The organism is Litoribacter ruber, from assembly GCF_018449405.1.
Lineage (GTDB): Bacteria > Bacteroidota > Bacteroidia > Cytophagales > Cyclobacteriaceae > Litoribacter > Litoribacter ruber.
Map to the genome: position 1 here is coordinate 321,138 of NZ_JAHCMY010000001.1, position 20,992 is coordinate 342,129.

Annotated in this window: 21 protein-coding genes; 12 read left to right on the forward strand and 9 right to left on the reverse strand. The window is 44.0% G+C overall.

All coding sequences use genetic code 11. The features are described from left to right. Positions 1 to 21: 21 nt before the first annotated feature. The 7 genes from KI659_RS01465 to KI659_RS01495 form a co-directional block, all read right to left on the reverse strand. Positions 22 to 378: a response regulator transcription factor gene (locus KI659_RS01465; RefSeq protein WP_213943563.1), complete on the reverse strand. Its 357-nt coding sequence runs from the start codon at positions 376 to 378 to the stop codon at positions 22 to 24. Further along, positions 353 to 3,067: an ATP-binding protein gene (locus tag KI659_RS01470; protein WP_317195902.1), complete on the reverse strand. Its 2,715-nt coding sequence runs from the start codon at positions 3,065 to 3,067 to the stop codon at positions 353 to 355. Before KI659_RS01470 ends, KI659_RS01465 begins: the two co-directional genes overlap by 26 nt. 34 nt (positions 3,068 to 3,101) lie before the next feature. Further along, positions 3,102 to 3,308 (reverse strand): hypothetical protein, encoded by a 207-nt coding sequence (locus KI659_RS01475; protein WP_213943565.1) that lies wholly within the window; start codon positions 3,306 to 3,308, stop codon positions 3,102 to 3,104. Between the two features lie 157 nt (positions 3,309 to 3,465). Then, positions 3,466 to 5,169, reverse strand: a complete 1,704-nt coding sequence (locus KI659_RS01480; RefSeq protein WP_213943566.1) for a sodium:solute symporter family protein — start codon at positions 5,167 to 5,169, stop codon at positions 3,466 to 3,468. Between the two features lie 39 nt (positions 5,170 to 5,208). Next, a complete protein-coding gene (locus KI659_RS01485; RefSeq protein ID WP_213943567.1) occupies positions 5,209 to 5,496 on the reverse strand; it encodes a DUF4212 domain-containing protein in 288 nt (95 codons plus the stop codon). Positions 5,497 to 5,508: 12 nt separating this feature from the next. Beyond that, positions 5,509 to 6,954, reverse strand: a complete 1,446-nt coding sequence (locus tag KI659_RS01490; RefSeq protein WP_246535249.1) for a porin — start codon at positions 6,952 to 6,954, stop codon at positions 5,509 to 5,511. Between the two features lie 140 nt (positions 6,955 to 7,094). After that, a complete protein-coding gene (locus tag KI659_RS01495) occupies positions 7,095 to 7,514 on the reverse strand; it encodes an IS1/IS1595 family N-terminal zinc-binding domain-containing protein (protein WP_213943568.1) in 420 nt (139 codons plus the stop codon). A 357-nt stretch (positions 7,515 to 7,871) separates the two neighbouring features. On the opposite strand from KI659_RS01495, the gene KI659_RS01500 reads away from it, so the two are divergent. The 3 genes from KI659_RS01500 to KI659_RS01510 all read left to right on the forward strand — a co-directional run bounded on the left by KI659_RS01500 (position 7,872) and on the right by KI659_RS01510 (position 9,042). Then, on the forward strand, positions 7,872 to 8,303 hold the full coding sequence (locus KI659_RS01500; RefSeq protein ID WP_213943569.1) for an SRPBCC domain-containing protein: 432 nt from the start codon (positions 7,872 to 7,874) through the stop codon (positions 8,301 to 8,303). Positions 8,304 to 8,377: 74 nt separating this feature from the next. After that, positions 8,378 to 8,632, forward strand: a complete 255-nt coding sequence (locus tag KI659_RS01505) for a DUF6364 family protein (protein ID WP_213943570.1) — start codon at positions 8,378 to 8,380, stop codon at positions 8,630 to 8,632. Then, the gene (locus KI659_RS01510) at positions 8,629 to 9,042 is read left to right on the forward strand and encodes a type II toxin-antitoxin system VapC family toxin (RefSeq protein WP_213943571.1); all 414 of its coding nucleotides are present in this window, start codon (positions 8,629 to 8,631) and stop codon (positions 9,040 to 9,042) included. The genes KI659_RS01505 and KI659_RS01510 overlap by 4 nt, the downstream gene beginning before the upstream one ends. 19 nt (positions 9,043 to 9,061) lie before the next feature. Here KI659_RS01510 and KI659_RS01515 read toward each other — a convergent pair whose 3' ends face one another. Beyond that, positions 9,062 to 9,994, reverse strand: coding sequence for a DUF6089 family protein (locus KI659_RS01515; protein WP_213943572.1), 933 nt, complete (start codon positions 9,992 to 9,994; stop codon positions 9,062 to 9,064). Positions 9,995 to 10,239: 245 nt separating this feature from the next. Between KI659_RS01515 and KI659_RS01520 the strand changes: the two genes are divergently transcribed. The 4 genes from KI659_RS01520 (at position 10,240) to KI659_RS01535 (ending at position 14,958) form a co-directional block, all read left to right on the forward strand. Then, complete coding sequence (locus KI659_RS01520) at positions 10,240 to 11,781, forward strand: bifunctional GNAT family N-acetyltransferase/carbon-nitrogen hydrolase family protein (protein ID WP_213943573.1); 1,542 nt, start codon at positions 10,240 to 10,242, stop codon at positions 11,779 to 11,781. Between the two features lies 1 nt (position 11,782). Continuing rightward, positions 11,783 to 12,349 carry a KdsC family phosphatase gene (locus tag KI659_RS01525; RefSeq protein WP_213943574.1) on the forward strand — a complete coding sequence of 189 codons (567 nt, stop codon included), beginning with the start codon at positions 11,783 to 11,785 and terminating at the stop codon, positions 12,347 to 12,349. 17 nt (positions 12,350 to 12,366) lie between these two features. Next, a complete protein-coding gene (gene kdsA / locus KI659_RS01530) occupies positions 12,367 to 13,212 on the forward strand; it encodes a 3-deoxy-8-phosphooctulonate synthase (protein WP_213943575.1) in 846 nt (281 codons plus the stop codon). Between the two features lie 135 nt (positions 13,213 to 13,347). Beyond that, positions 13,348 to 14,958, forward strand: a complete 1,611-nt coding sequence (locus KI659_RS01535) for a L,D-transpeptidase family protein (protein WP_213943576.1) — start codon at positions 13,348 to 13,350, stop codon at positions 14,956 to 14,958. A 150-nt stretch (positions 14,959 to 15,108) separates the two neighbouring features. Here KI659_RS01535 and KI659_RS01540 read toward each other — a convergent pair whose 3' ends face one another. After that, positions 15,109 to 15,837: a murein L,D-transpeptidase catalytic domain family protein gene (locus tag KI659_RS01540; RefSeq protein WP_213943577.1), complete on the reverse strand. Its 729-nt coding sequence runs from the start codon at positions 15,835 to 15,837 to the stop codon at positions 15,109 to 15,111. A 270-nt stretch (positions 15,838 to 16,107) separates the two neighbouring features. Between KI659_RS01540 and KI659_RS01545 the strand changes: the two genes are divergently transcribed. From KI659_RS01545 to guaA, 5 genes are all read left to right on the forward strand, one after another. Next, positions 16,108 to 16,524 (forward strand): 6-pyruvoyl trahydropterin synthase family protein, encoded by a 417-nt coding sequence (locus KI659_RS01545; RefSeq protein ID WP_213943578.1) that lies wholly within the window; start codon positions 16,108 to 16,110, stop codon positions 16,522 to 16,524. Beyond that, positions 16,478 to 17,179 carry a GTP cyclohydrolase I FolE gene (gene folE, locus KI659_RS01550; RefSeq protein WP_143960078.1) on the forward strand — a complete coding sequence of 234 codons (702 nt, stop codon included), beginning with the start codon at positions 16,478 to 16,480 and terminating at the stop codon, positions 17,177 to 17,179. Before KI659_RS01545 ends, folE begins: the two co-directional genes overlap by 47 nt. 115 nt (positions 17,180 to 17,294) lie before the next feature. After that, positions 17,295 to 17,981 (forward strand): SDR family NAD(P)-dependent oxidoreductase, encoded by a 687-nt coding sequence (locus KI659_RS01555; protein WP_213943579.1) that lies wholly within the window; start codon positions 17,295 to 17,297, stop codon positions 17,979 to 17,981. Beyond that, entirely contained in the window at positions 17,981 to 18,991 is a 1,011-nt protein-coding gene (locus KI659_RS01560; RefSeq protein WP_213943580.1) for a ligase-associated DNA damage response exonuclease, read from the forward strand. The genes KI659_RS01555 and KI659_RS01560 overlap by 1 nt, the downstream gene beginning before the upstream one ends. A gap of 434 nt (positions 18,992 to 19,425) precedes the next feature. Further along, complete coding sequence (gene guaA, locus KI659_RS01565) at positions 19,426 to 20,955, forward strand: glutamine-hydrolyzing GMP synthase (RefSeq protein ID WP_213943581.1); 1,530 nt, start codon at positions 19,426 to 19,428, stop codon at positions 20,953 to 20,955. Positions 20,956 to 20,992: the final 37 nt, after the last annotated feature.

Genomic DNA, 20,992 nt, shown 5'->3' on the forward strand with positions numbered 1-20,992 from the left:
GTTATCTAAAGTTTATATTGGTTAATTGATTAATGCTTTTACTTGGTTAAGCAGGTTTTTGGTGGAAAAAGGCTTGGTCAAATAGAGGTCTGCACCCAGTTCCTTGCCCTTTTCCACATCCTGCTGCTTGCTCTTGGCGGTAAGGAAAATAACCTTTACCTCCTGATGGTTCTTTTTGAGATGAGCGCAAACTTCATATCCATCCACCTTGGGCATCATGATGTCCAAGATCACCACTTTAGGTGTGGATTGCTCAATCAAATCCAGCGCCTCCTCACCATCTCTGGCAATTAAGACCTGAAAACCTTCTTTTTTGAAGAGAAACTCCAAAGAAAGCAGGATGTTGGGTTCGTCATCTACTATGAGTATTCTGTTCATTTTCTGAATTTATATTCGGTAATGTCAACTTATTTATTTGAGGGAAAACCAGTTGGAAAGCGGTGTAGGTGCCTTTTCTTTCGATTTTTATTTTCCCTTGATGGTAGTCCATGATTTTTTTGGATATCGCCAAGCCCAGTCCGCTGCCCAGCGGTTTTTTGCTGGTCTGGTTTTTAGCCTGGTAGAATTTGTCAAAAATGTAAGGGATATCTTCAGCCGGGATGCCCTTGCCATCATCCAGGATTTCCACAATGGCCGTTTTGTCCTCCAGATGTGCTTTTAGGATTACTTCACTGTTTGCAAACTTGGCGGCATTGCTCAGCAGGTTCAATACCACCTGCTTAATCCTGTCCTCGTTGGCTAGGATAAAGTAATGGTTAATATTCAGCATCAATTTGAATTGGATGTTTTTATCCTTAAATACCTGACTCATGCTATCGGCAGCTTCCAGAAGTAGTATGCTGAGGTCTACCTGGGATAGTTCCAGTTGCTGTTGGCCTGAGTCAAATCTTTCCAGGTCCAACACTTGATCTATCATTCTGGTCATACGGTCCGTCTCCTGGATGATAATGCCCAAAAACCGGTTTCTATCCTCTTCTGGCAAGTCCTCGTCCTGCAAAATTTCGGAAAAAGCTCTAATGGAAGTGATGGGAGTTTTCATTTCATGAGTGACGGTGGAAATGAATTCATCTTTCAGTTTGTCATTTTCGAGTAAGGTTTCATTCATTTTTTGAAGGGAAGCAGTGGCATTTCTCAGCGCTTCGCTGGTTTGCTGAAGTTCCTCGTTGAGGTGTTTGAGCTCTTGGGTTTCCTTTAAAATATCAAGGACTTCTGCCATGGAGATTTCTTCTTCTTTCACCACTGAGGCTACCATGATTCTGGCGGAGGCGGCTCCGATTATTCCGGTCAGCAGTCTTTCTGCATAATTGACCAATTCGGGGTCGGCTTTCATCTTTCCATCAATCTTGGAGCCTTTGAAGTCAACATATTGCTGCAGGGCGTCCTTCGTTTTTTCTTCCCCCAGGAAATTCTCCAACAAGCTCTGTATGTCCCGTATATAAGCCTGGCCTTTCCAGATAATGGAGGTGTCCAAAATAGTGCTGTACTTGAAAATATCCACAAAGACTACAGCCTGGTTGTGCTCTTTCGAAGTTTGCCTGCTGAACAATGAAATAACCAAGTAGCAGAATAGATTTGGCAGGAGGCTGAAAACCAGTCCGTGGGTGATGTAGCTAAGTTCGCCAAACCCAAACAGGGCATCGGGTTTCAAAAAGTCCAGCCCGAAAAGCCCTTCGGTCAAAATGCTTTCAGGCAAATAACCTGCGTAGATCATAGTGGGCACTACTAAGGTGAAAAACCAAAGCACAAAACCCACCAATATTCCCGTAAGCGCTCCGGCTCTGCTGCCTTCTTTCCAGTAAATTCCCCCGATGATGGCGGGGGCCAGCTGGGCAATGGCTACAAAGGAGATCAATCCAATAGCCACCAGGCTGAACTGAGGCCCTACCATTCTATAGTAAATGTAGCTGAGAAGTATGATGGCCAATATGGCGAGCCGTCGGGACCAGATTAGAATATTGCCGATTCTGTGCTGGTGGCGTAGTTGGAAGTTTTTGCTGAGCAGCAAAAGTGGCATCACCAGATTATTGCTCACCATGGTGCTCAAGGCAATCGAGGCCACAATGATCATGGATGTGGCTGCAGAGAAGCCACCGAGATAAACCAAGAGGGCCAGCCAGCTTTTGTCGGCTATGATGGGCAATGCCAAGACAAATGAATCGGCGTTCACATTTCCCCACCCAAACATTACCAGACCGCCCAAGGCGATGGGCAATACAAATATATTAATCAACAGTAAATAGAGTGGGAAAAGCCACATTGCGGTATTGAGATGCCTTTCGTTGGTGTTTTCAATTACCCCCATTTGGAATTGGCGGGGCAAAAATAGTATGGCCATCATGGAAAGCATGGACATCCAAAACCACTCCGAGACGCCATGTTCGCCTTGCAGGACAAACAAGTGGTCTAGCCCACTGCTGGAGGCTTGCTGGAAAATATCCGCAACCCCGTCAAACATGAAATAGCAAACAAACACCCCGACTACCAAAAAGGCCATTAATTTGAACAGAGATTCAAAGGCAATTGTCATCACCAGGCCTTCATGTTGGGCGGTGGCCTCTATGTTTCGGGTGCCAAATAGAATGGTGAAAAGTGCCAAGCCTAAAGCCAAATAGAAAGCAGTGTCCTGGAAAAATGGCAGGGCTGATTCCTGGATGTTGTGGAGGGGAGATTGTAAAATGTCAAAGGAAAGCGCGACCGCCTTGATCTGTAAAGAAATGTAGGGGATGATGCCCAAAAGGCAAAATACTGTGACAATGCTGCCAAGAGAAATGTTTTTGCCATACCTGCTAGAAATGAAATCCGCAATAGATGCAATGCGTTGGACTTTTGAAATCCGGATGATTTTTCTCATCACCAGCCACCACAGCGGGGCTATCAAACTTGGGCCTATGTAAATGGTGAGAAATTCTATACCACTAGTGGCCGCTCGGCCAACGGAGCCGTAATATGTCCAGGCGGTACAATAAACTGCCAGGGACAGCGAATAAATGATAGGGTTGGAGGAAAGTTTTTTGCTGCGAAAGGAAGAGCGCTCGCTTAAATAAGCAATTGCGAATAGCAGCGCCAAATAGCCAAAGGTGAACGATATGACGACCGCATTGCTAAACATCCTTGGAGGAATATCTTGAGATGATCAATAAGGTAAATCCAATAAGCAGGATCCAGTTGGAGAAAACCATGAAATATAGTACAGGTATTCCCGCAAGGGTGGACTGCACATTGTAAATAGATAGAACCGGATAATTCAGCGCCACCATTCCCATGAGGAACAATACCACTAAAAATTGATTTTTTCTGTTGGTTTTCATAAGCTCAAAAGACTTTAAACCTAATTTACTTAAATAAATCGGTAATTCTATTGCTGACTGATCCGGTCAGAAATGAAGTTAGTTTAATTTAAGCAGGTATCCCCCGATGATTACATCACCGGAAAGATACCTGTTTAGTTATGTGGGGAAAATGATATCAATGATCATGCGCCTGGCCGGCACCTCTTGGAATCCGGATCTCCTGGATCATATCCTGCACTTTTTGGGGAGGTGCAGGGGTGGATTTTGAAACCGCATAGCAAACCACAAAATTGATCAGCATACCGAAGCTTCCGATTCCCTCAGGAGAAATGCCAAACCACCAGTTGTCGGAGCTTACTGCCGCCTCGGAAAGTCCGAAGAGGTTTTGTCCAAATTTGAAGTAAATGATATAGGCTAGGGTGAATACCAGTCCTGAAACCATTCCCGCTATGGCTCCCTCCTTGTTCATTCGGGTGGAGAATATCCCCATGATGATGATCGGGAAGAAGGATGCTGCGGCAAGTCCGAACGCAAAGGCGACCACTTCTGCCACAAAGCCTGGAGGATTCACCCCGAAATACCCTGCAAACAAGACAGCTCCTGCTGCCGCTGCTCTGGCAATCCTAAGCTCATTTTTCTCCGACATTTCTGGTCGGAAGGTTCTGAATAGATCCCTCGAAACAGAGGTGCTGATCACCAACAACAAACCTGCTGCGGTTGACAAGGCCGCCGCCATACCACCAGCCGCTACCAGACCTACAACCCAGTTTGGTAAATTTGCTATTTCGGGATTGGCCAATACCATGATGTCTTTATCAATGTACAGTTCGTTATCCATGGCATTTGCAGAATAATGGACGATGCCGTCTGCATCCTTGTCATTCACCATGATCAGGTTGGTCTTGCTCCAGGTGTCCACCCAAGCCGGCAATTCATCGACAGGTTTGTTGGCCACGGTTTCAATGGTGTTGTAGATTCCAAAGGCAGCCACAGCAGGGGCCGTGGTGTATAGGATGGCAATGAATACCAGTGCATATCCTGCAGATAGTCTGGCGTCTTTTACTTTTGGCACAGTAAAGAACCGAACAATCACATGGGGAAGACCAGCGGTACCCACCATCAGGGCTAAAGTGATGGCGAAAATATCAGTCATGTCCTTTTGACCACTTGTATAGGCCGTAAAGCCAAGTTCGGTCAAGACACCATCCAGCTTATCCAAAAGGTGCGTGCCATCAGCAACGGTGTCCCCTAGTCCCAACTGTGGGATAGGATTGCCTGTCAGCTGCATGGAAACAAAGATTGCGGGAACCATGTAAGCGAAAATCAACACGCAATATTGGGCCACCTGGGTGTAGGTGATGCCTTTCATACCGCCCAAAACCGCATAAAAGAATACTATACACATCCCGATGATCACACCGGTATTGATATCCACTTCCAGGTATCGGGAGAATACAATCCCCACACCCCTCATCTGACCGGCCACATAAGTGAAGGAGATGAAAAGCGCACAGATTACAGCCACCACTCTGGCCTTGTTGGAGTAATAGCGGTCCCCCACAAAGTCAGGGACAGTAAATTTCCCGAATTTCCGCAGGTAAGGAGCCAGTAAAAGTGCGAGTAGCACATAGCCTCCCGTCCAGCCCATGAGGTAAACTGAGCCGTCGTAACCTGCAAATGCGATGATGCCGGCCATTGAGATGAATGATGCCGCCGACATCCAATCAGCTGCTGTGGCCATTCCGTTGGCCAGTGGGGATACGCCGCCGCCGGCTACGTAGAACTCCTTTGTAGATCCGGCTCGGGACCAAATGGCGATCCCGATGTAAACGGCGAAGGATATCCCCACCAAAATGTATGTCCAAGTTAATATTTCCATGATTTCTTGTAATTAGGTTATTTCAGATTGGGTTAGGGACTATTTTTCGTTTACATCAAATTCTTTGTCCAGTTTATTCATGCGGTAGACATAAATGAATATGAGGACGACAAATGCGTAAATGGAGCCCTGTTGGGCAAACCAGAAGCCCAGTTTGAACCCACCCATGCGGATTTCATTGAGCGGTTCCACGAGTAGGATGCCGAACCCGAAGGATACCACAAACCACACTGCGAGGAGGTAGAGGAGGGTTTTGAGATTCTTTTTCCAATAAGCCTTAGCGGAAAGGTCTTTTGGAGTTTCTTTTTCGATTGTTTTAGGTGTCATGCTATTTTGGGATTAGAGGAAAATATGTGTTTGAAGGATCCATTCGCCGGCGGCGCTGGATTTCCTGTAATTTTCAAATATGGGTCTTTGGCTGTATTGAAGCGTGACCTTGGCCTGATGGGCATTTATATAATAGTTGAGCCCCAAATCATATTGCCAGGTAGTATCTTCAAAGTATTGGAAATTTTTGTGGGTCAAAGCCCCGTAAGGCTGGAGCTTGCCTTTATCGCCTAGTAATTGTTTTGGTAGAAGGAAGCCTGCATTGGCGTAAAATATATTGCCGGTACCGATTGTGGGTTGGGCGTTTCCGGGGCCATTTTGGGAGGTGCCTCCAAATCCCACGTTCATTATCCCAACGTTTCTCATGTAGTTGGGGCCAAAATCATAATTGTAATATACTGCATAGGCAGTTAGGGCTGTTCCGGAGGCGCTGGAAAAGGGCAAATCCAGAAAGACATCTAAGCTGGCCAAGGAGATGTCGTGAAACTGCTGCTCACCGCTGCCATTGGCCGAACTGGTCGCCTTGGGGTGGTGGTGCCAGCCCGCTCCGATGTTGAAAACCTTTTTGGTGCCCAGGTAGCTGCCTACAAAAAAGGGCAGCTTGTTGTTTTCCTTTTCAAAAAACTGGTAAGCAATGTATCCCTGCGTGGCCCAGTGGTCATTGGCGATATTGGCGGCAATGGGTCTTTGGGTGGCTTCATCGTATCGTCCCCCATTTCCCACCGAAAATGGCTTGTTTAGCGCCAGTCTATAGTCCCATTTTCCAATCTGGCCCTTAGCATAAAAACCAAATTGGCGGGCAAATTGGTCAGTAAGTTCAATTAGGGGCCAGTTGAAAATCGGGGCGTCAATGGTCATGAAGTTTAGGGTGCTTTGGCTGGTCATTCTGGATATGCCGTTCCAATAGTGCAACCCCATGCCCATGTAGAGTTGGTCGGTGATTTTGTATTCGGTCCAGATGTCGTGAAAAAACAGCTGTGGCTTCTTGGCCGATAAACCGATGGCGCTGCCTTCCCCGGTTTCAGGGTTGACCGATACAGGAATGTTGCCGGGATTGCCGGTCATGCCGCCACCAGGCACTCCGCCGTTAATAAAAGTCTGGTTGTTGATGCCCCAATGGGTGAGGATCAAGAATCTTGGAGAAATTTCGGCATAGGCCAAAACTCTAGCTCTGCGGATACCGATGTCGGTGGATTGTCTGGATGGTCGCCCATCTACGGAGACTGTGCCCGGATTGTTTTCCGTCACTCGGGCCCACATCTGGTTCCAAAATAGGAAACGGATGTATTTGGAGCCATCATCGCTCAGTTTTAAGGTTAGCGGCTTGTAGGTGTGATCCACGAAATCCCCGGACTTGATGTACTCGGTCGGAAGTGGAAGTGTGTCCTGAGCCTTAGTGGTAAGACATAGCCCGAACATGAATACCATGCCGCTAAGCAGGTATTTGATAGGTATCATTGTATTTTGGGTTTTTGTATTACGCTTTGCCCGGGCCCGAACAATTCGCTTGAACTAATTTGAGAAGTTGGAAAGAGAAAGAAAAACTGTGTGTATATTTCTGTTAAAAAATTATATATAAAAGTATAAAATTCTGAATTTTAATTTTTAAAACGCTCCCATTTAATCACCATAAATTTGTCTCCAAGCTCTGTGATCAACATTCCTGTATCGGTCAAATTGGCCTTGTCGCTCATGAAATTGATAAGTTCTTTATGATTTAGCACTTTGTAAGTGGGTCTGTAGTCGGTATTTTCAGGAGCTTTAATCTTGTACTGCTTCACCCAGTTCATGACCGAAACATGGCTTACTCCCAATATTCTTTCGATTTCCCTATAGCTGATGCCCTCAATGTAAAGCTGCAAAGCTTTGACGACATAGTATTTGTCAATGGATTTGCCGATCTTGTTAACGGAGAAATAATAATTGCATTTCTTGCACTTATAGCGCTGTCTGCCTCCTGAAAAGCCACTTTTGACGACTTTTTGGTTTTCGCATTTAGGACACTGGGGGTTTTTCATCAATCGAATTATTATAGATATACTAATTTAGCGAAAGTATGCTATTTTAGCAATAAGTTAAGGGTGTTTTTAATTTAAGAGATAAATACCATATAAAAATCTGTAATTCGAGCTAAATGTTTCCTTATTGAGAAGGTAAGTTGAAAGGCTGCAAAATTTAAACTTAATGGTTGATTTTAAAGGTATGTTGAAAAATTATTAATGGATATTTTACTTCTGATTATGGTGGAAAGAGTAGGGGCTTAGGGAGGATGAATATTAATTTTACGGTGCTTAGATTTTTGATCGTCAACTTGTTGTATCTTTAATAGGGGTTGCTGAAATTTGGTAGTCAACTCCAGTGAACTTTAATTTTGCATGACAATACGAACCGAAATTTTGATTAATGCCTCCAAGGAAAAGGTATGGGATGTCTTGACTAATTTTGAAGGGTATAGCATATGGAATCCTTTCATTATTGAAAGCCATGGGAAACCTATTGAGGGGAGCTATCTTACCAATACCATGGTAAGTGGTGATGGAACTATGACATTTAAACCCAAAATACTCAAGATGGAAAAGTATCGCTATTTTGATTGGATGGGGAAGCTGATTTTTAAAGGCTTATTTGACGGTCACCATTATTTTGAAATAGTAGAGCTCGGAGCAAATCAGGTAAAGGTTGTTCATGGGGAGAATTTTTCCGGATTGCTGGCAGGTTTGATTTTGAAGAAGATCGGAAATGATACTCGAGACAATTTTATAAAAATGAACTTGGCCTTAAAAGCTGAAGCCGAAAGTTTGGTGTAATATAATGATTTACATATGCTTGTGGTTTACGTATAAAATAAATAAATTTGTAGTATGACTTAGCCAGATGTATTATGGATTCCAAAATCACACTTTCTTTTAACAAAAGTACTATCGAAAAAGCCAAAGCTTTTGCGGAAGCCAATAACATAAGCCTTTCAAGGCTTACTGAGTTTTTGTATGCCCAGATTACCTCAGGGGACTACAAAAGTCTTGATGACTTGCCAGTAGCCGATTGGGTAAATATGTTATCGGAAGGCCAAGCTGAGTATCATACTAAAGCCAATCGCAAATCGGTCAAGGATGAGTTTTTTAAATCCCGCAAATGAAAATCTTTCTTGATGCCTGCGTTCTTGTTTCAGTTTTAAATCAGGAGTATCCATTGTATAGTTATTCCTCACGGATTCTTAGCCTTCAAGATAATCCTAGGTTTCAAGTTTATACTTCCCCGATTTGCCTGGCTATAGCATTTTATTTTTCAGAAAAGAAGAGTGGGAGGATTATTGCCAAGAGAAAGCTTGCGTTGCTTTCCTCCAAGATCAAAATTGCTGGTGTAGATCATGATGTGGTAAGGAAGGCAAGTGAGGATAAATCGGTGGAAGATTTTGAAGATGGTTTGGAATATTATGCAGCTTTAAAAGCTGGGTGCAAAGTTATTGTGACCGAAAACCAGAATGATTTCTATTTTTCAAAACTGGAGATTGCTGGGAGTAGGGAGTTTTTGAGGAATTATTTTTGAAAACTTTGAGGAAATTTGATTACCAATACCTATAGCTTCTCCTTCTATGTCTTAACAACCAGTTGTCCCAGATATCGTGGGTGAGGTAGATCTCCATGCCTAGATTGAAAGTCATGAAGCCGTCATACCGGTTTTCCAGACCGCTACCTCTCCTGATGCGCCCTCCATTTGCCTCTATAGCCTCCAGATCGGGTTCTCCAAACCTGTTCATGAAATTAGGGTTGCGGATAGACATTATAAGCCGCATTTCGCTTCCGTTTTCACCAGCTCTATAGTCTTCAATAAGTTCTTCGTAAAAGCCGCTTACATTATAAGCACTTACGTCGTCAAGATAATCAGTGAGGGTAAACCTATAATTGGCCTCCAAAAACATATCCACCCATGGGGTAATTTTGTATTTTACCCCTACACCCATCGGAAATGTTAGCACGGCAGCAGGATAAGCCTCTCCCTCAGTTCGCAAGGGCCGAAGGGCGACCCATTCGTTGCGGTAATAACCGTATGGATTATTACTGCTGACTCCCAGGCCTGCGAAAATATAAGGGTTGAGAAAAGATCGGTTATGGCTGTATAACTTTACGGGCTTGAGGTAATATTCCACTAAGGCGGCCCCTTCAAAATTCCTCGCCCTGAAGTTGAGGTTTCGGGGAGTCCGCATGCTTCGGGGGTCGGCAAGCTTGTCATCACCGGAGATCTGGTAGAAAGTAAGGTCGAATCTGGCCCTTAACCTGGTGCCAAAGGTATATTTGGCCGATACGGCAACATTGTAGTCCGGCTGAATGCCTTCATTGTATTTCCACAAGGAATAAAGCTCTCCGAAATATTGCGTGGGACCGGCATGGATGGCTATAGACCATGGGTCTTCAAACTTGAAGCGGTAAAGGCTTTGCCCGAATGCATCCTGTAAACAGAGAGGAAGCAGCAACAAAAAAATAGCTAATGCCCTTTTCATTCTCTTAAAAATTTCCACCCACTTCAATGACAAACAATTGTTAATAAAGATATTATATAATTCTGAAAGTTGCTCGAAAATATGAACAAAAATGGATTAAAAGCTATTACCAATGATAAAATTTGGGAAATAATTTAAAATATAATGGAAGGTTGTTGAAAGGCAGGATATTTGAATATTTGCTTCCTGCATGTACACTTTTCAATTTTTTCCAAATATCCTTAAGATTTACTTAATTTTGAACCATGAGTAAGCAAAAAGAAGAATTAGAACATCGGCTTAAACTCCGAAATATTAAGCTTTCTGATTATAATGATATCCGGGACATCATGACCTCCATCTACAAAAACCAGGGTGGGGCATGGACAAAGGAAGAACTTAAAAACCAACTGAAGGCCTTTCCGGAAGGCCAAATTTGTATTGAGGACAACGGGAAGGTGGTTGCGGCCGCCCTCAGTCTAATTGTGGATTATTCCAAATTCGGGGATAACCATACTTATGATCAAATCACGGGTTATGGGAAATTTGATACCCATGACGACAATGGGGACACCCTTTACGGGACCGACGTTTTTGTAGACAAGGAATACCGAGGAATGAGGCTTGGACGAAGGCTTTATGATGCAAGAAAAGAGCTTTGTGAAAACCTGAACCTTCGCTCCATCATTGCGGGTGGCAGAATCCCGGGCTACAGTAAATATGCTGATCAGATGACTCCAAGGAAATATATCGACTTGGTCAAAAACAAGGAGATATTCGACCCAGTGTTGTCTTTCCAAATCGCCAATGAATTTCACGTAAGAAAGGTGATCACCAAATACCTTCCCGAGGATACCGATAGCCGGGCCTATGCGACTTTGCTCGAGTGGATCAATATTTATTACGAAAAGGAGGAAAAACTTATCGGTAATAAAAAGTCCATCGTAAGGCTCGGTCTGGTGCAGTGGAAAATGCGTCGTTTCAACAATGTGGATGACTTGATGCAGCAGGTGGAGTTTTTTGTGGATACGGTGTCGGGCTACAAATCTGATTTCTGCCTTTTGCCGGAATTCTTCAACGCACCGCTTTTGGCTGAGTTTAACGACATGGATGCCTCTGAGGCCATCCGTAACTTGGCCGATTACACGGAGGAAATCGTCACCAGAATGCGGGATCTGGCGCTATCCTACAATGTTAATATCATAGCAGGTAGTATGCCTGAATATGACGGTAAGAAGCTTCGGAATGTGTCCTACCTCTGCCGTCGTGACGGTACGGTGGATAAACAGTATAAATTGCATATCACTCCGGATGAACAGGCCTATTGGGGGCTTCAGGGGGGTAATGGGATCAAGGTTTTTGATACAGATGCCGGAAGGATCGGGATTCTGATTTGCTATGATGTGGAATTCCCGGAACTGGGAAGGATATTGGCCGAGCAGGAAATGGATATCTTGTTTGTGCCATTCTGGACGGATACCAAAAACGCCTTCCTCAGGGTAAGCACCTGTGCGAAAGCCCGTGCTGTGGAAAATGAATGTTATGTAGCCATCACCGGTTCGGTGGGTAACCTGCCAAGAGTGGAGAATATGGATATACAGCACTCGCAGGCTTCCATATTTTCACCTTCAGATTTCTCTTTTCCCCATGATGCGGTCATTGCCGAGGCATCTTTGAATACTGAAACCACCATCGTGGCGGATGTTGATCTTGATTTGCTTACTAAATTGAGAAAAGCGGGGAGTGTGAGAAACCTGGAGCAAAGAAGGCTGGACTTATATTCCATCCATTGGAAGAAAAACAAATAACATGAAGGAATATTTTGGGCATGTGCCCGCAGAGGTATTTGAAAAAGCCTCCAAGATAAAATTACTGGTAACGGATGTGGACGGGGTGCTGACCGATGGGGGCGTGATCTACGATGATCATAAAACCGAATTTAAGCGCTTCCAGGTCAAAGATGGCCAGATCGTCCAGTTTCTCAAGGCCCATGACATCAGAATCGGTGTAATTACGGGAAGAAACAGTTTGGTGGTGAAAAACAGATGTGAGGAGCTGGGTTTTGATTTTCATTTTCATGGAGTGAAGGAAAAATCACTGGTTTTTCTTTCCCAGCTGAAAGCGATGGGCTTGACTTTGGATCAATGTGCCTATATTGGCGATGATATTATTGACCTTCCTATTTTGAAAAATGTGGGTTTTTCGGCCTGTCCCAAAGATGCCATGAGCTATGTCAAGGACAAAGTTGATTTTGTCAGCGAATTTAATGGCGGAGACGGGGTCTTTAGGGAAGTTGCCGATATCCTGTTGGAAAGCCAGGGCAAGCTTGAAAGTGTAATTGGGCACCTGATTTCCCAAAAACTCCAAAACCCTTGAGGATTTAAGCAAAAGTTATGAACAAGTTTACAAATAGTATGAAGATAACCGATCAGGTTATTTTAGGGGAGGACCGTCCCGTTCTTTTTGCCGGTCCATGTGCCGTAGAAAGCTTTGATATCTGCATGGAGATTGGCTCAAAAACGAAGGAATGGGCAGAAAGAAATGGTTTTTCCTATGTCTTCAAAGCCTCTTTTGACAAAGCCAACAGGACCAGCTCCAATTCATTTAGGTCAATTGGGATGGATAAATCCTTGGAGGTTTTGCAAAGAGTGGGCAAAGAACTGGACGTTCCTTTGGTAACTGATATCCACGAAAGCTATCAGGCTAAAGATGTTGCTGAAGTGGTGGATGTGCTCCAAATACCTGCGTTTCTTTGTAGGCAAACGGACCTTTTGCTGGCTGCAGCTGAAACAGGAAAGGCTGTTAAAATTAAAAGAGGGCAATTCATGGCTCCTGAGGATATGCAATATGCCGTGAGCAAAGTAAGGGCTGCTGGAAATGATAACGTCTGCCTCACTGAGAGGGGGTATTCCTTGGGGTACCATAACTTGGTAGTGGATATGCGTTCACTGCCTACGATGCGCCAATATGCGCCTGTGGTGTTTGATGTGACCCATTCCGTACAGCAGCCGGGTGGCCAAGGCGGCAGCAGTGGAGGGCAACGTCAATTTGCTCCTTTTCTGGCCAGAGCAGCGGCAGCCACCGGTATTGACGGGTTTTTTATTGAAACCCACCCTGAGCCTTCCAAAGCCTTAAGTGATGGGCCTAATTTGGTTCCACTGGATAAGATGGAGGGTTTCTTGGAAATGTTGAAGGAGGCATGGGAAATGGGCAGAAAGTATGCGGATTTCTCAGTTTAAAACCTTATAAAATCTTAAATTTATTTAATCCCCGTCAAAAAAGGCGGGGATTTTTGTGTTTAATGGGGAATAATTCCACAAAATTTTTTTTCGGCATAAGCTTTGCCATCCGATAGATGTAGTAACATTGGATTTATGTCTAGTTTAAAATATCTCGTATTTGGCCTGTTAGTTCTCCTGGCCTTTTCCTGTAGCCAATATCCCAAAAATGAGGATATCGCTGAACAGTTGAAGGAGATGTCAGGAGATTTCAATAGGGATTCCTTATATCAAAAAGTTTATTCACACAACGAGTTTCAGCCAATCTGGGTGAAAGCGCAGGGCGTAAATAAAAAAGGGGAGGCTCTTTTGTCTTACTTGGATGAAATTCACCTGGAGGGTCTGGATAAAAAGGATTATCTCTATGATGAGATTGAATCGCTGGTATCAGAAATCAGAGAAACCACTGATCCTGAAATCCATGCGGTGCTCGATATGATGATGAGCAACTCTTACTGGCGTCTGGCCCGTGATATCGATAGGGGCAGAGTAGACCCTTCCAAAATCAATATAGATTGGAAAATTGATCCTGAAGCAAAGAAAACGGATTACTATGCCCTGTTACTTGATCTTGACGCCAACAAAACCTCGGTTCAATCAAGCCTTGATGAGCTGAAGCCTGAAAATTTCAGATATGATGAGCTCAAGGTCTTATTAAAGGAAGCCCTTGAAAACAATAATGGCAAGAATACTAAAATAACTTTTGCCGGAAAAATTGAGCCTGGCGATCAACATGAGGCTATTCCTCAGATTCGTAAGCGGATGATCCAGTTTCAGGATCTGAAAGATTATAATCCGGAAGACTCCTTGTTATATGACAATGATTTGGAATATGGGATTAGGAGTTTTCAGGCCAGACATGGATTGAATCCTGATGGAGTGTTGGGAAAAGATTTTATTGAGGCGGTAAACTATCAGCACGATGACTATATCACAAAGCTAAAAGTGAATCTGGAGAGATTGAGATGGTTGCCTAATTTTGTGAATGGAAAAGATGATAAAGTCATTGTAAATATTCCTGACTTTTACCTTTACTACTTAAGCGGCGAGGATACAGTATTCCAGTCGAAGGTAATCGTCGGCAAGGAATACCGTCAGACGCCTGTTTTTCACTCTAAAATGTCCTACTTGGTGTTTAGCCCAACTTGGACTTTGCCACAAACCATTCTTTGGGAAGATGCCATCCCTGCCATACAGACCGATATGAACTATTTGGAAAAAAATAGAATGCAGGTGCTCACCGCTGATGGGGAGGCTGTGAACCCTGAGGATATTGAGTGGAAAGATGTAAAGGAGGGTGAATTTCCTTACATGATTCAACAGGAACCTGGTGACCACAATTCGCTAGGCCGCGTCAAATTCATGTTTCCTAATGATTACAGCATTTATATACATGATACCCCTGCGGAGGCTTATTTTGAAAAAGATGAGCGGACCTTTAGTTCGGGATGTATCAGAATTGAAAAGCCAGTAGAGTTTGCTTCCTTGTTACTTGAAGATTCAGATTGGGGCGAAGAAGAGATTACCAAGGCTATGAAGCTGGAGGATGAAAAAAACGTAAATCTGAATAAAAATCCGGAAGTGTGGATCCTTTATCTCACCGTGTGGAAAGACCGAAAGGGAGTGCAGGTAAGGGAAGATGTATATGAAGGTGACAGAAAGTTAGCAGAGGCAATGGGATTGCCTGTTTCCAATGACTTTTTGTAAGGATAAAAAGTGGATGAGAACTTTTATTTTTGGCTCTGAGAGGGTTATTTTTTGAAAAGGCATTTTTTGTGGAATAAGCTGTAACTCTCCGATTTTTTTCGAGTTGGGTAACAAAAGGTAGTTCGAAGGGACTACCTTTTGCCGTTTCTATCAGCCTTTTGAGGATAGCAATGGGGAGTTGTTTAAATAGTTGTCATCATTTCCATAAATAAACAGACAGCTTTTGTCCTTTATCTGGTTGATAACAGTTTCGCTCAAATCAAGCGGAAGCGCTGGACATCCCAGGCTCCGGCCCAAGCGGCCAGTTTGGGTGATGAAATCCTCATTGGCATAAGCTGCGCCATGAATGACGATGGCACGCTGTCTGGCGAGGTCATTAAAGCCTTTTTCCATACCATCAAGTCTGAGGCTGAAGCCATGCTTTCCGTGGTAGGTTTCACCGGTCACATAAAACCCCAGGCTGCTCATATAACTGGATTCTACATTTGAAAAAGTTTCCGCCATCAGGTCACCCGAGTTTCTTCCATGCGAGACGACCGTCTGATGAAGAATTCTTCCATCTTCCACATCGATCACCCACATCCTTTTTTCAGTGCTTGGCAAGCTGAAATCCACGATTGTCAGGACTTTTCCAGACTCAATGCTTCCTTCAGCAAGCAATTTAAGATACCCGCTCACGGCATGGTCCAACACCTGGCCTTGCGGAAGTGTAAATTCAGAATTTTCAGGATGTGCCAAAATGGAGTTAGTCAATATTTCTTCCTCTGAGACACTTTTGTCCAATAAATCATCATTTTCCAGGATCGGAGAATTATAGGAGTTCGAGGAGAAAATAGGGGCGATGGTGAATACAAGTAATATACTAAGGGCTCTAATCATATTCATACAAGGGGGAAAAAGCGATTTTAGTTCCATGGCCATTTTTTGTTTGCTTGAGAAAAAACTGAACAAAGCGGTTTTACAAACGGTTCTGCCTTCAGTTTTGGCAGTAATGAACTGAAATCAGGGAAAAGTATGTTGTACCGATGATTTTGGAACGTTTCGCCACAGCTCAATATTGTGGGTGGGAGGCAGGTAAGCCGCCTAATGCCCACGTAAATACAAAAAATGTTTAGCTTTGCGGAGTTTTGAGAGATTGACCCAGATTAAATGAAAGTAGCCGTTTATAGAAAAGAGCATTTCAATGCTGCCCACCGATTGCATAATCCCGATTGGTCTGATGAGAAAAACGAAGAAGTGTTTGGCAAGTGCAACAACCCCCATTACCATGGACATAATTATGAACTGATCGTGAAACTGGTGGGTGAAATCGACCTCCAGACCGGCTATGTTTACGATATGAAAAAACTCAGCGACCTGATCAAGGAACATGTGCTGAGAAAGTTTGACCATAGAAACCTTAACCTCGACACAGATGAATTCAAAAATCTTAACCCCTCCGCTGAAAACATTGCAGTGGTTGTTTGGAATATTCTGAGAGAAAAAATAGATACGAAATACGAGTTAATTATTCGATTATATGAAACAGAAAGAAACTTTGTTGAATACGACGGGAATGGATCTTGATCGAGAGATGGACGAGATGGGTGATGATCACGCAGGTTCTTCCCAAAAGACTCCCCTAAGAGAAGATGCATTTGAAATGGACGATGAGCTGAAGATTGAGCTTATCGAGAAGCATTTCAAGGAAATCATGCACATCATGGGGCTGGACCTTTCTGACGACAGTTTGAAAGGCACGCCTCATAGAGTGGCCAAAATGTATATTAAGGAAGTTTTTAGCGGCTTGGATCCGAAAAACATGCCCAAGGCAAAGCTTTTTGAAAACAAGTTCAAGTACAACCAGATGCTGGTGGAAAAGGATATCACTTTTTATTCCCATTGCGAGCATCATTTCGTGCCCATCTTCGGAAAAGCCCACGTGGCCTATATTTCCAGTGGCCATGTAATCGGATTGTCAAAAATTAACCGTATTGTGCAGTATTTTGCAAAAAGACCTCAAGTACAGGAGAGGCTTAACATGCAAATAGGGAAAGCGTTCCAGGAAATTCTGGGCACTGAAGACGTAGCTGTAATTTTGGATGCGCACCATATGTGTGTTTCTTCACGGGGCATCCAGGATGTGAACAGTAATACTGTAACCTCTTTTTATGGCGGTAAATTTGAAAAGGACGAACAAACCAGAAACGAGTTTTACAAATATCTTTCCTTGGACAAGTAGTTTCTATCGCTGATATATGACACAAGAAGCCGGGCGTAAATGCCCGGCTTTTTTTTGTTTCATTTCAAACATTCCCCTTAATCAAAAGCTTGAAGAAGTAATAATCAAAAAAAGCATGGAAGAAAAGAACATTGTCATCATCGGAGGCAACAGTGATATTGGAAAGGCAGTCGCCAAGATCCTGAAGGATCAGGGGGCAAATATTTTTTCCTACAGCAGATCTGGGGAATCAGGTGAAAAGCTGGATGTATTGGGCGACTGGGACTCAATTGAAGAGCTGCCTGAAGAGGTTCATGGGCTGGTTTATTGCCCTGGATCCATCCAGTTGAAGCCCTTTCACCGATTTTCAGTGGAGGACTTCCAACGGGATATCAATGTGAATTTTTTAGGTGCGGTGAAAGTACTGCAGGCCGCATTGAAAAGTCTCAAGAAATCCAAAAATGCCTCCGTGGTGCTGTTCAGTACCGTGGCTGTGCAGACAGGCATGGGTTTCCATAGCAGTATAGCCAGTGCCAAGGGTGCGGTGGAAGGGTTGGTCAGATCGCTGGCAGCAGAGTGGGCTCCTTCTCACATCAGGGTTAATGCCGTAGCCCCTTCTCTGACCGATACCAAATTGGCCGAGCAGTTACTTTCTACTGAAGATAAGAAAGAAGCCTCCGCCAAGCGGCACCCCTTAGGTAGGTACGGGAAGCCAGAGGATATTGCAGAGGCGGTTGCATACCTGCTTTCTGATAAATCGGGCTGGGTGACTGGGCAGATCTTGCACGTAGATGGCGGGATGTCAACGATAAAGGGTTTGTAATGAGTGGGATTTTGGAGCTTTCCCCATATGGGCTGTACTGCCCCCAGGCCGATATTTTTATCGACCCTTGGAAACCTGTGGACAAGGCACTGATCACCCATGCTCATGCCGACCACAGCCGATGGGGCATGAAACACTACTTGGCCCATCACCATTCCGAAGAGGTGATGAAGCGGCGATTAGGGGAAGATATTTCCATTGAGACGATTCATTACAATGATCCAATTACGATCAATGGGGTGAAAATAAGTTTTCATCCCGCAGGGCATATTCCCGGATCTGCCCAAATCAGACTTGAATATAAAGGCAAAGTTATAGTGGCCAGCGGGGATTACAAAGTGGAGGATGATGGACTTTCCGAACCCTTTGAACCTGTAAAATGCCATGAATTTATTTCCGAATGTACTTTTGGGCTGCCAATTTACAAATGGGAAAGCCAAGAGGAGATTTTTGCAGGGATCAATAACTGGTGGAGAAAGAATGCCTCCCAAGGCAGGAATTCTGTTTTGTTGGGTTACTCTTTGGGCAAAGCCCAGCGAATCATAAATAACCTTGATCTAACGATCGGGAAAGTATATTGTCACGGTGCCATCTACAATATGAATCAAGCTTTGATTGCCAATGGCGTCAAAGTAGTGGATGTGCCCAAGGTGGATGCTGATATGGATAAGAGTTTTTTTAAAGAAGCATTGATAATTGCCCCTCCCTCTGCCTTGGGGACACCCTGGATGCGGAGGTTTTCCCCTTATCGCACGGGAATCTGCTCCGGCTGGATGAACGTGAGAGGGACCCGTAGGAGAAAAGCTGCCGATGCAGGGTTTGTGTTAAGTGACCATGCTGATTGGAACGGACTGATTCAGGCCATTCAAGCCACAGAGGCTGAGAAAGTTTACCTGACCCACGGCAACACTGCAGTTTTTGCCAAATATTTGGAGGAAGAAATGGGAATCGATGCTGTGGAGCTGGAAACACTCTATGAAGGGGAGAATTCGAACCTTGAGGACAGTTGATGTTTGTTGCTGAGCAAAATTTCAGGACTATAGGGACCTTACAGGGAATTTATAGGGATCTTATAGGGACCTTATAGGGATATTGAGTTAGGACTAAGCTAGGTTTCCTCCCATGGCCTGTTAGTTTAAATTTACAGTTTGTCCATACCTGATCCATAGCTTATTCGAACCATGTATAGGGGGTATATAGAGAAAATATGAGTGCGTGGTGAACTTCAGTAGATATGCCAGCGACTAAAGTTCCGGTATCATTGGTTGATACTGTAATCCTAATTCGAGGGCTTAATGACTATTTGGGGGAAATTAAGGTTCTGCACGCCACACAATTTATCATCTTGATTTACTGAGGGGTTATTTGAAGTCCAATCCAAATAATATTCCGAAATTTTTACAGAGTATTTTTTTCCTTTCTAGAAGCTTGCTTAACTTTGCGCATGGCAGAACAGATTTTGATCCTCGATTTTGGTTCTCAGTACACACAACTTATCGCCCGACGAGTTAGAGAACTGAATGTTTATTGTGAAATTCACCCTTTTAATAAGATTCCGGAGATTACTCCCGATATCAAAGGCATTATCCTTTCAGGCAGCCCATGCTCTGTAAAAGATGAAGGCTCCCCTGATATTGACGTGGACCAGTTTAGAGGCAAACTTCCGGTATTGGGGGTTTGCTATGGCGCCCAACTGATGGCCCACAAATATGGCGGCTCCATCGCTCCATCTGAAATTAGGGAATATGGCAGGGCCAACCTCAACCATATTGATACCCACATCGATTTATTTAAAGAAATCACCCATGGCTCCCAAGTTTGGATGTCCCATGGAGATACCATCAAAGAATTGCCCGAAGGATTTGATGTGATTGCCAGCACGCCGTCAGTTCGTGTGGCTGCATATAAAATCCAAGGAGAGGAGACCTACGGGATACAGTTTCACCCAGAAGTTACCCACTCTTTAGAAGGAAAAAATCTTCTTAGAAATTTTGTTGTTCAGATTTGCGACTGTAGCCAAGACTGGACTTCAGACGTGTTCATCGACATTTCAGTGGATGAGCTGAGACAAAAAATAGGTGATGACAAGGTGGTAATGGGACTTTCAGGTGGAGTGGATTCCTCTGTGGCCGCTACTTTGATCCACCGTGCGATTGGCGATAACCTGACCTGCGTTTTTGTAGATAATGGTTTGCTTCGCAAAAATGAATATGAAGAAGTATTGAAATCCTATGAAAACATGGGATTGAATGTGATCGGAGTAGATGCCAAGCAGCGTTTTTATGATGCTTTGGCAGGGCTTTCTGATCCTGAAGATAAAAGAAAAGCCATTGGGAAAGCCTTTATCGAGGTTTTTGACGACGAGGCACACAAAATCGAAGGTGTAAAGTGGCTAGGGCAAGGTACCATCTATCCAGATGTGATCGAGTCTGTGTCGGTGAACGGACCTTCGGCTACCATCAAGTCACACCATAATGTCGGCGGACTGCCTGACTTTATGAAACTTCAGGTGGTAGAGCCTTTGAATACCCTATTTAAAGACGGTGTAAGAGAAGTGGGTAGAGCTCTTGAAATTCCTGAAAACATTGTAGGTAGACATCCTTTCCCTGGACCGGGATTGGCCATCAGAATTTTGGGAGATATCACACCAGAGAAAGTAAGAGTTCTTCAAGAAGTTGATCACATTTTCATCCAAGGATTGAAAGACCATGGTCTTTATGACCAGGTTTGGCAGGCTGGGGCGATTTTGTTGCCGGTACAGTCTGTAGGGGTGATGGGAGATGAGCGTACCTATGAAAAAGTGGTTGCCCTTCGTGCCGTAGCCTCAGTAGATGGCATGACGGCTGACTGGGTTCACTTGCCTTATGAGTTTTTGGGACAAATCAGTAACGATATCATCAACAAGGTGAAAGGTGTAAACAGAGTGGTGTATGACATCAGCTCCAAGCCGCCTGCTACCATAGAATGGGAATAAGCTTCAAAAGCCTGATACTTAACATCAGGCTTTTTTT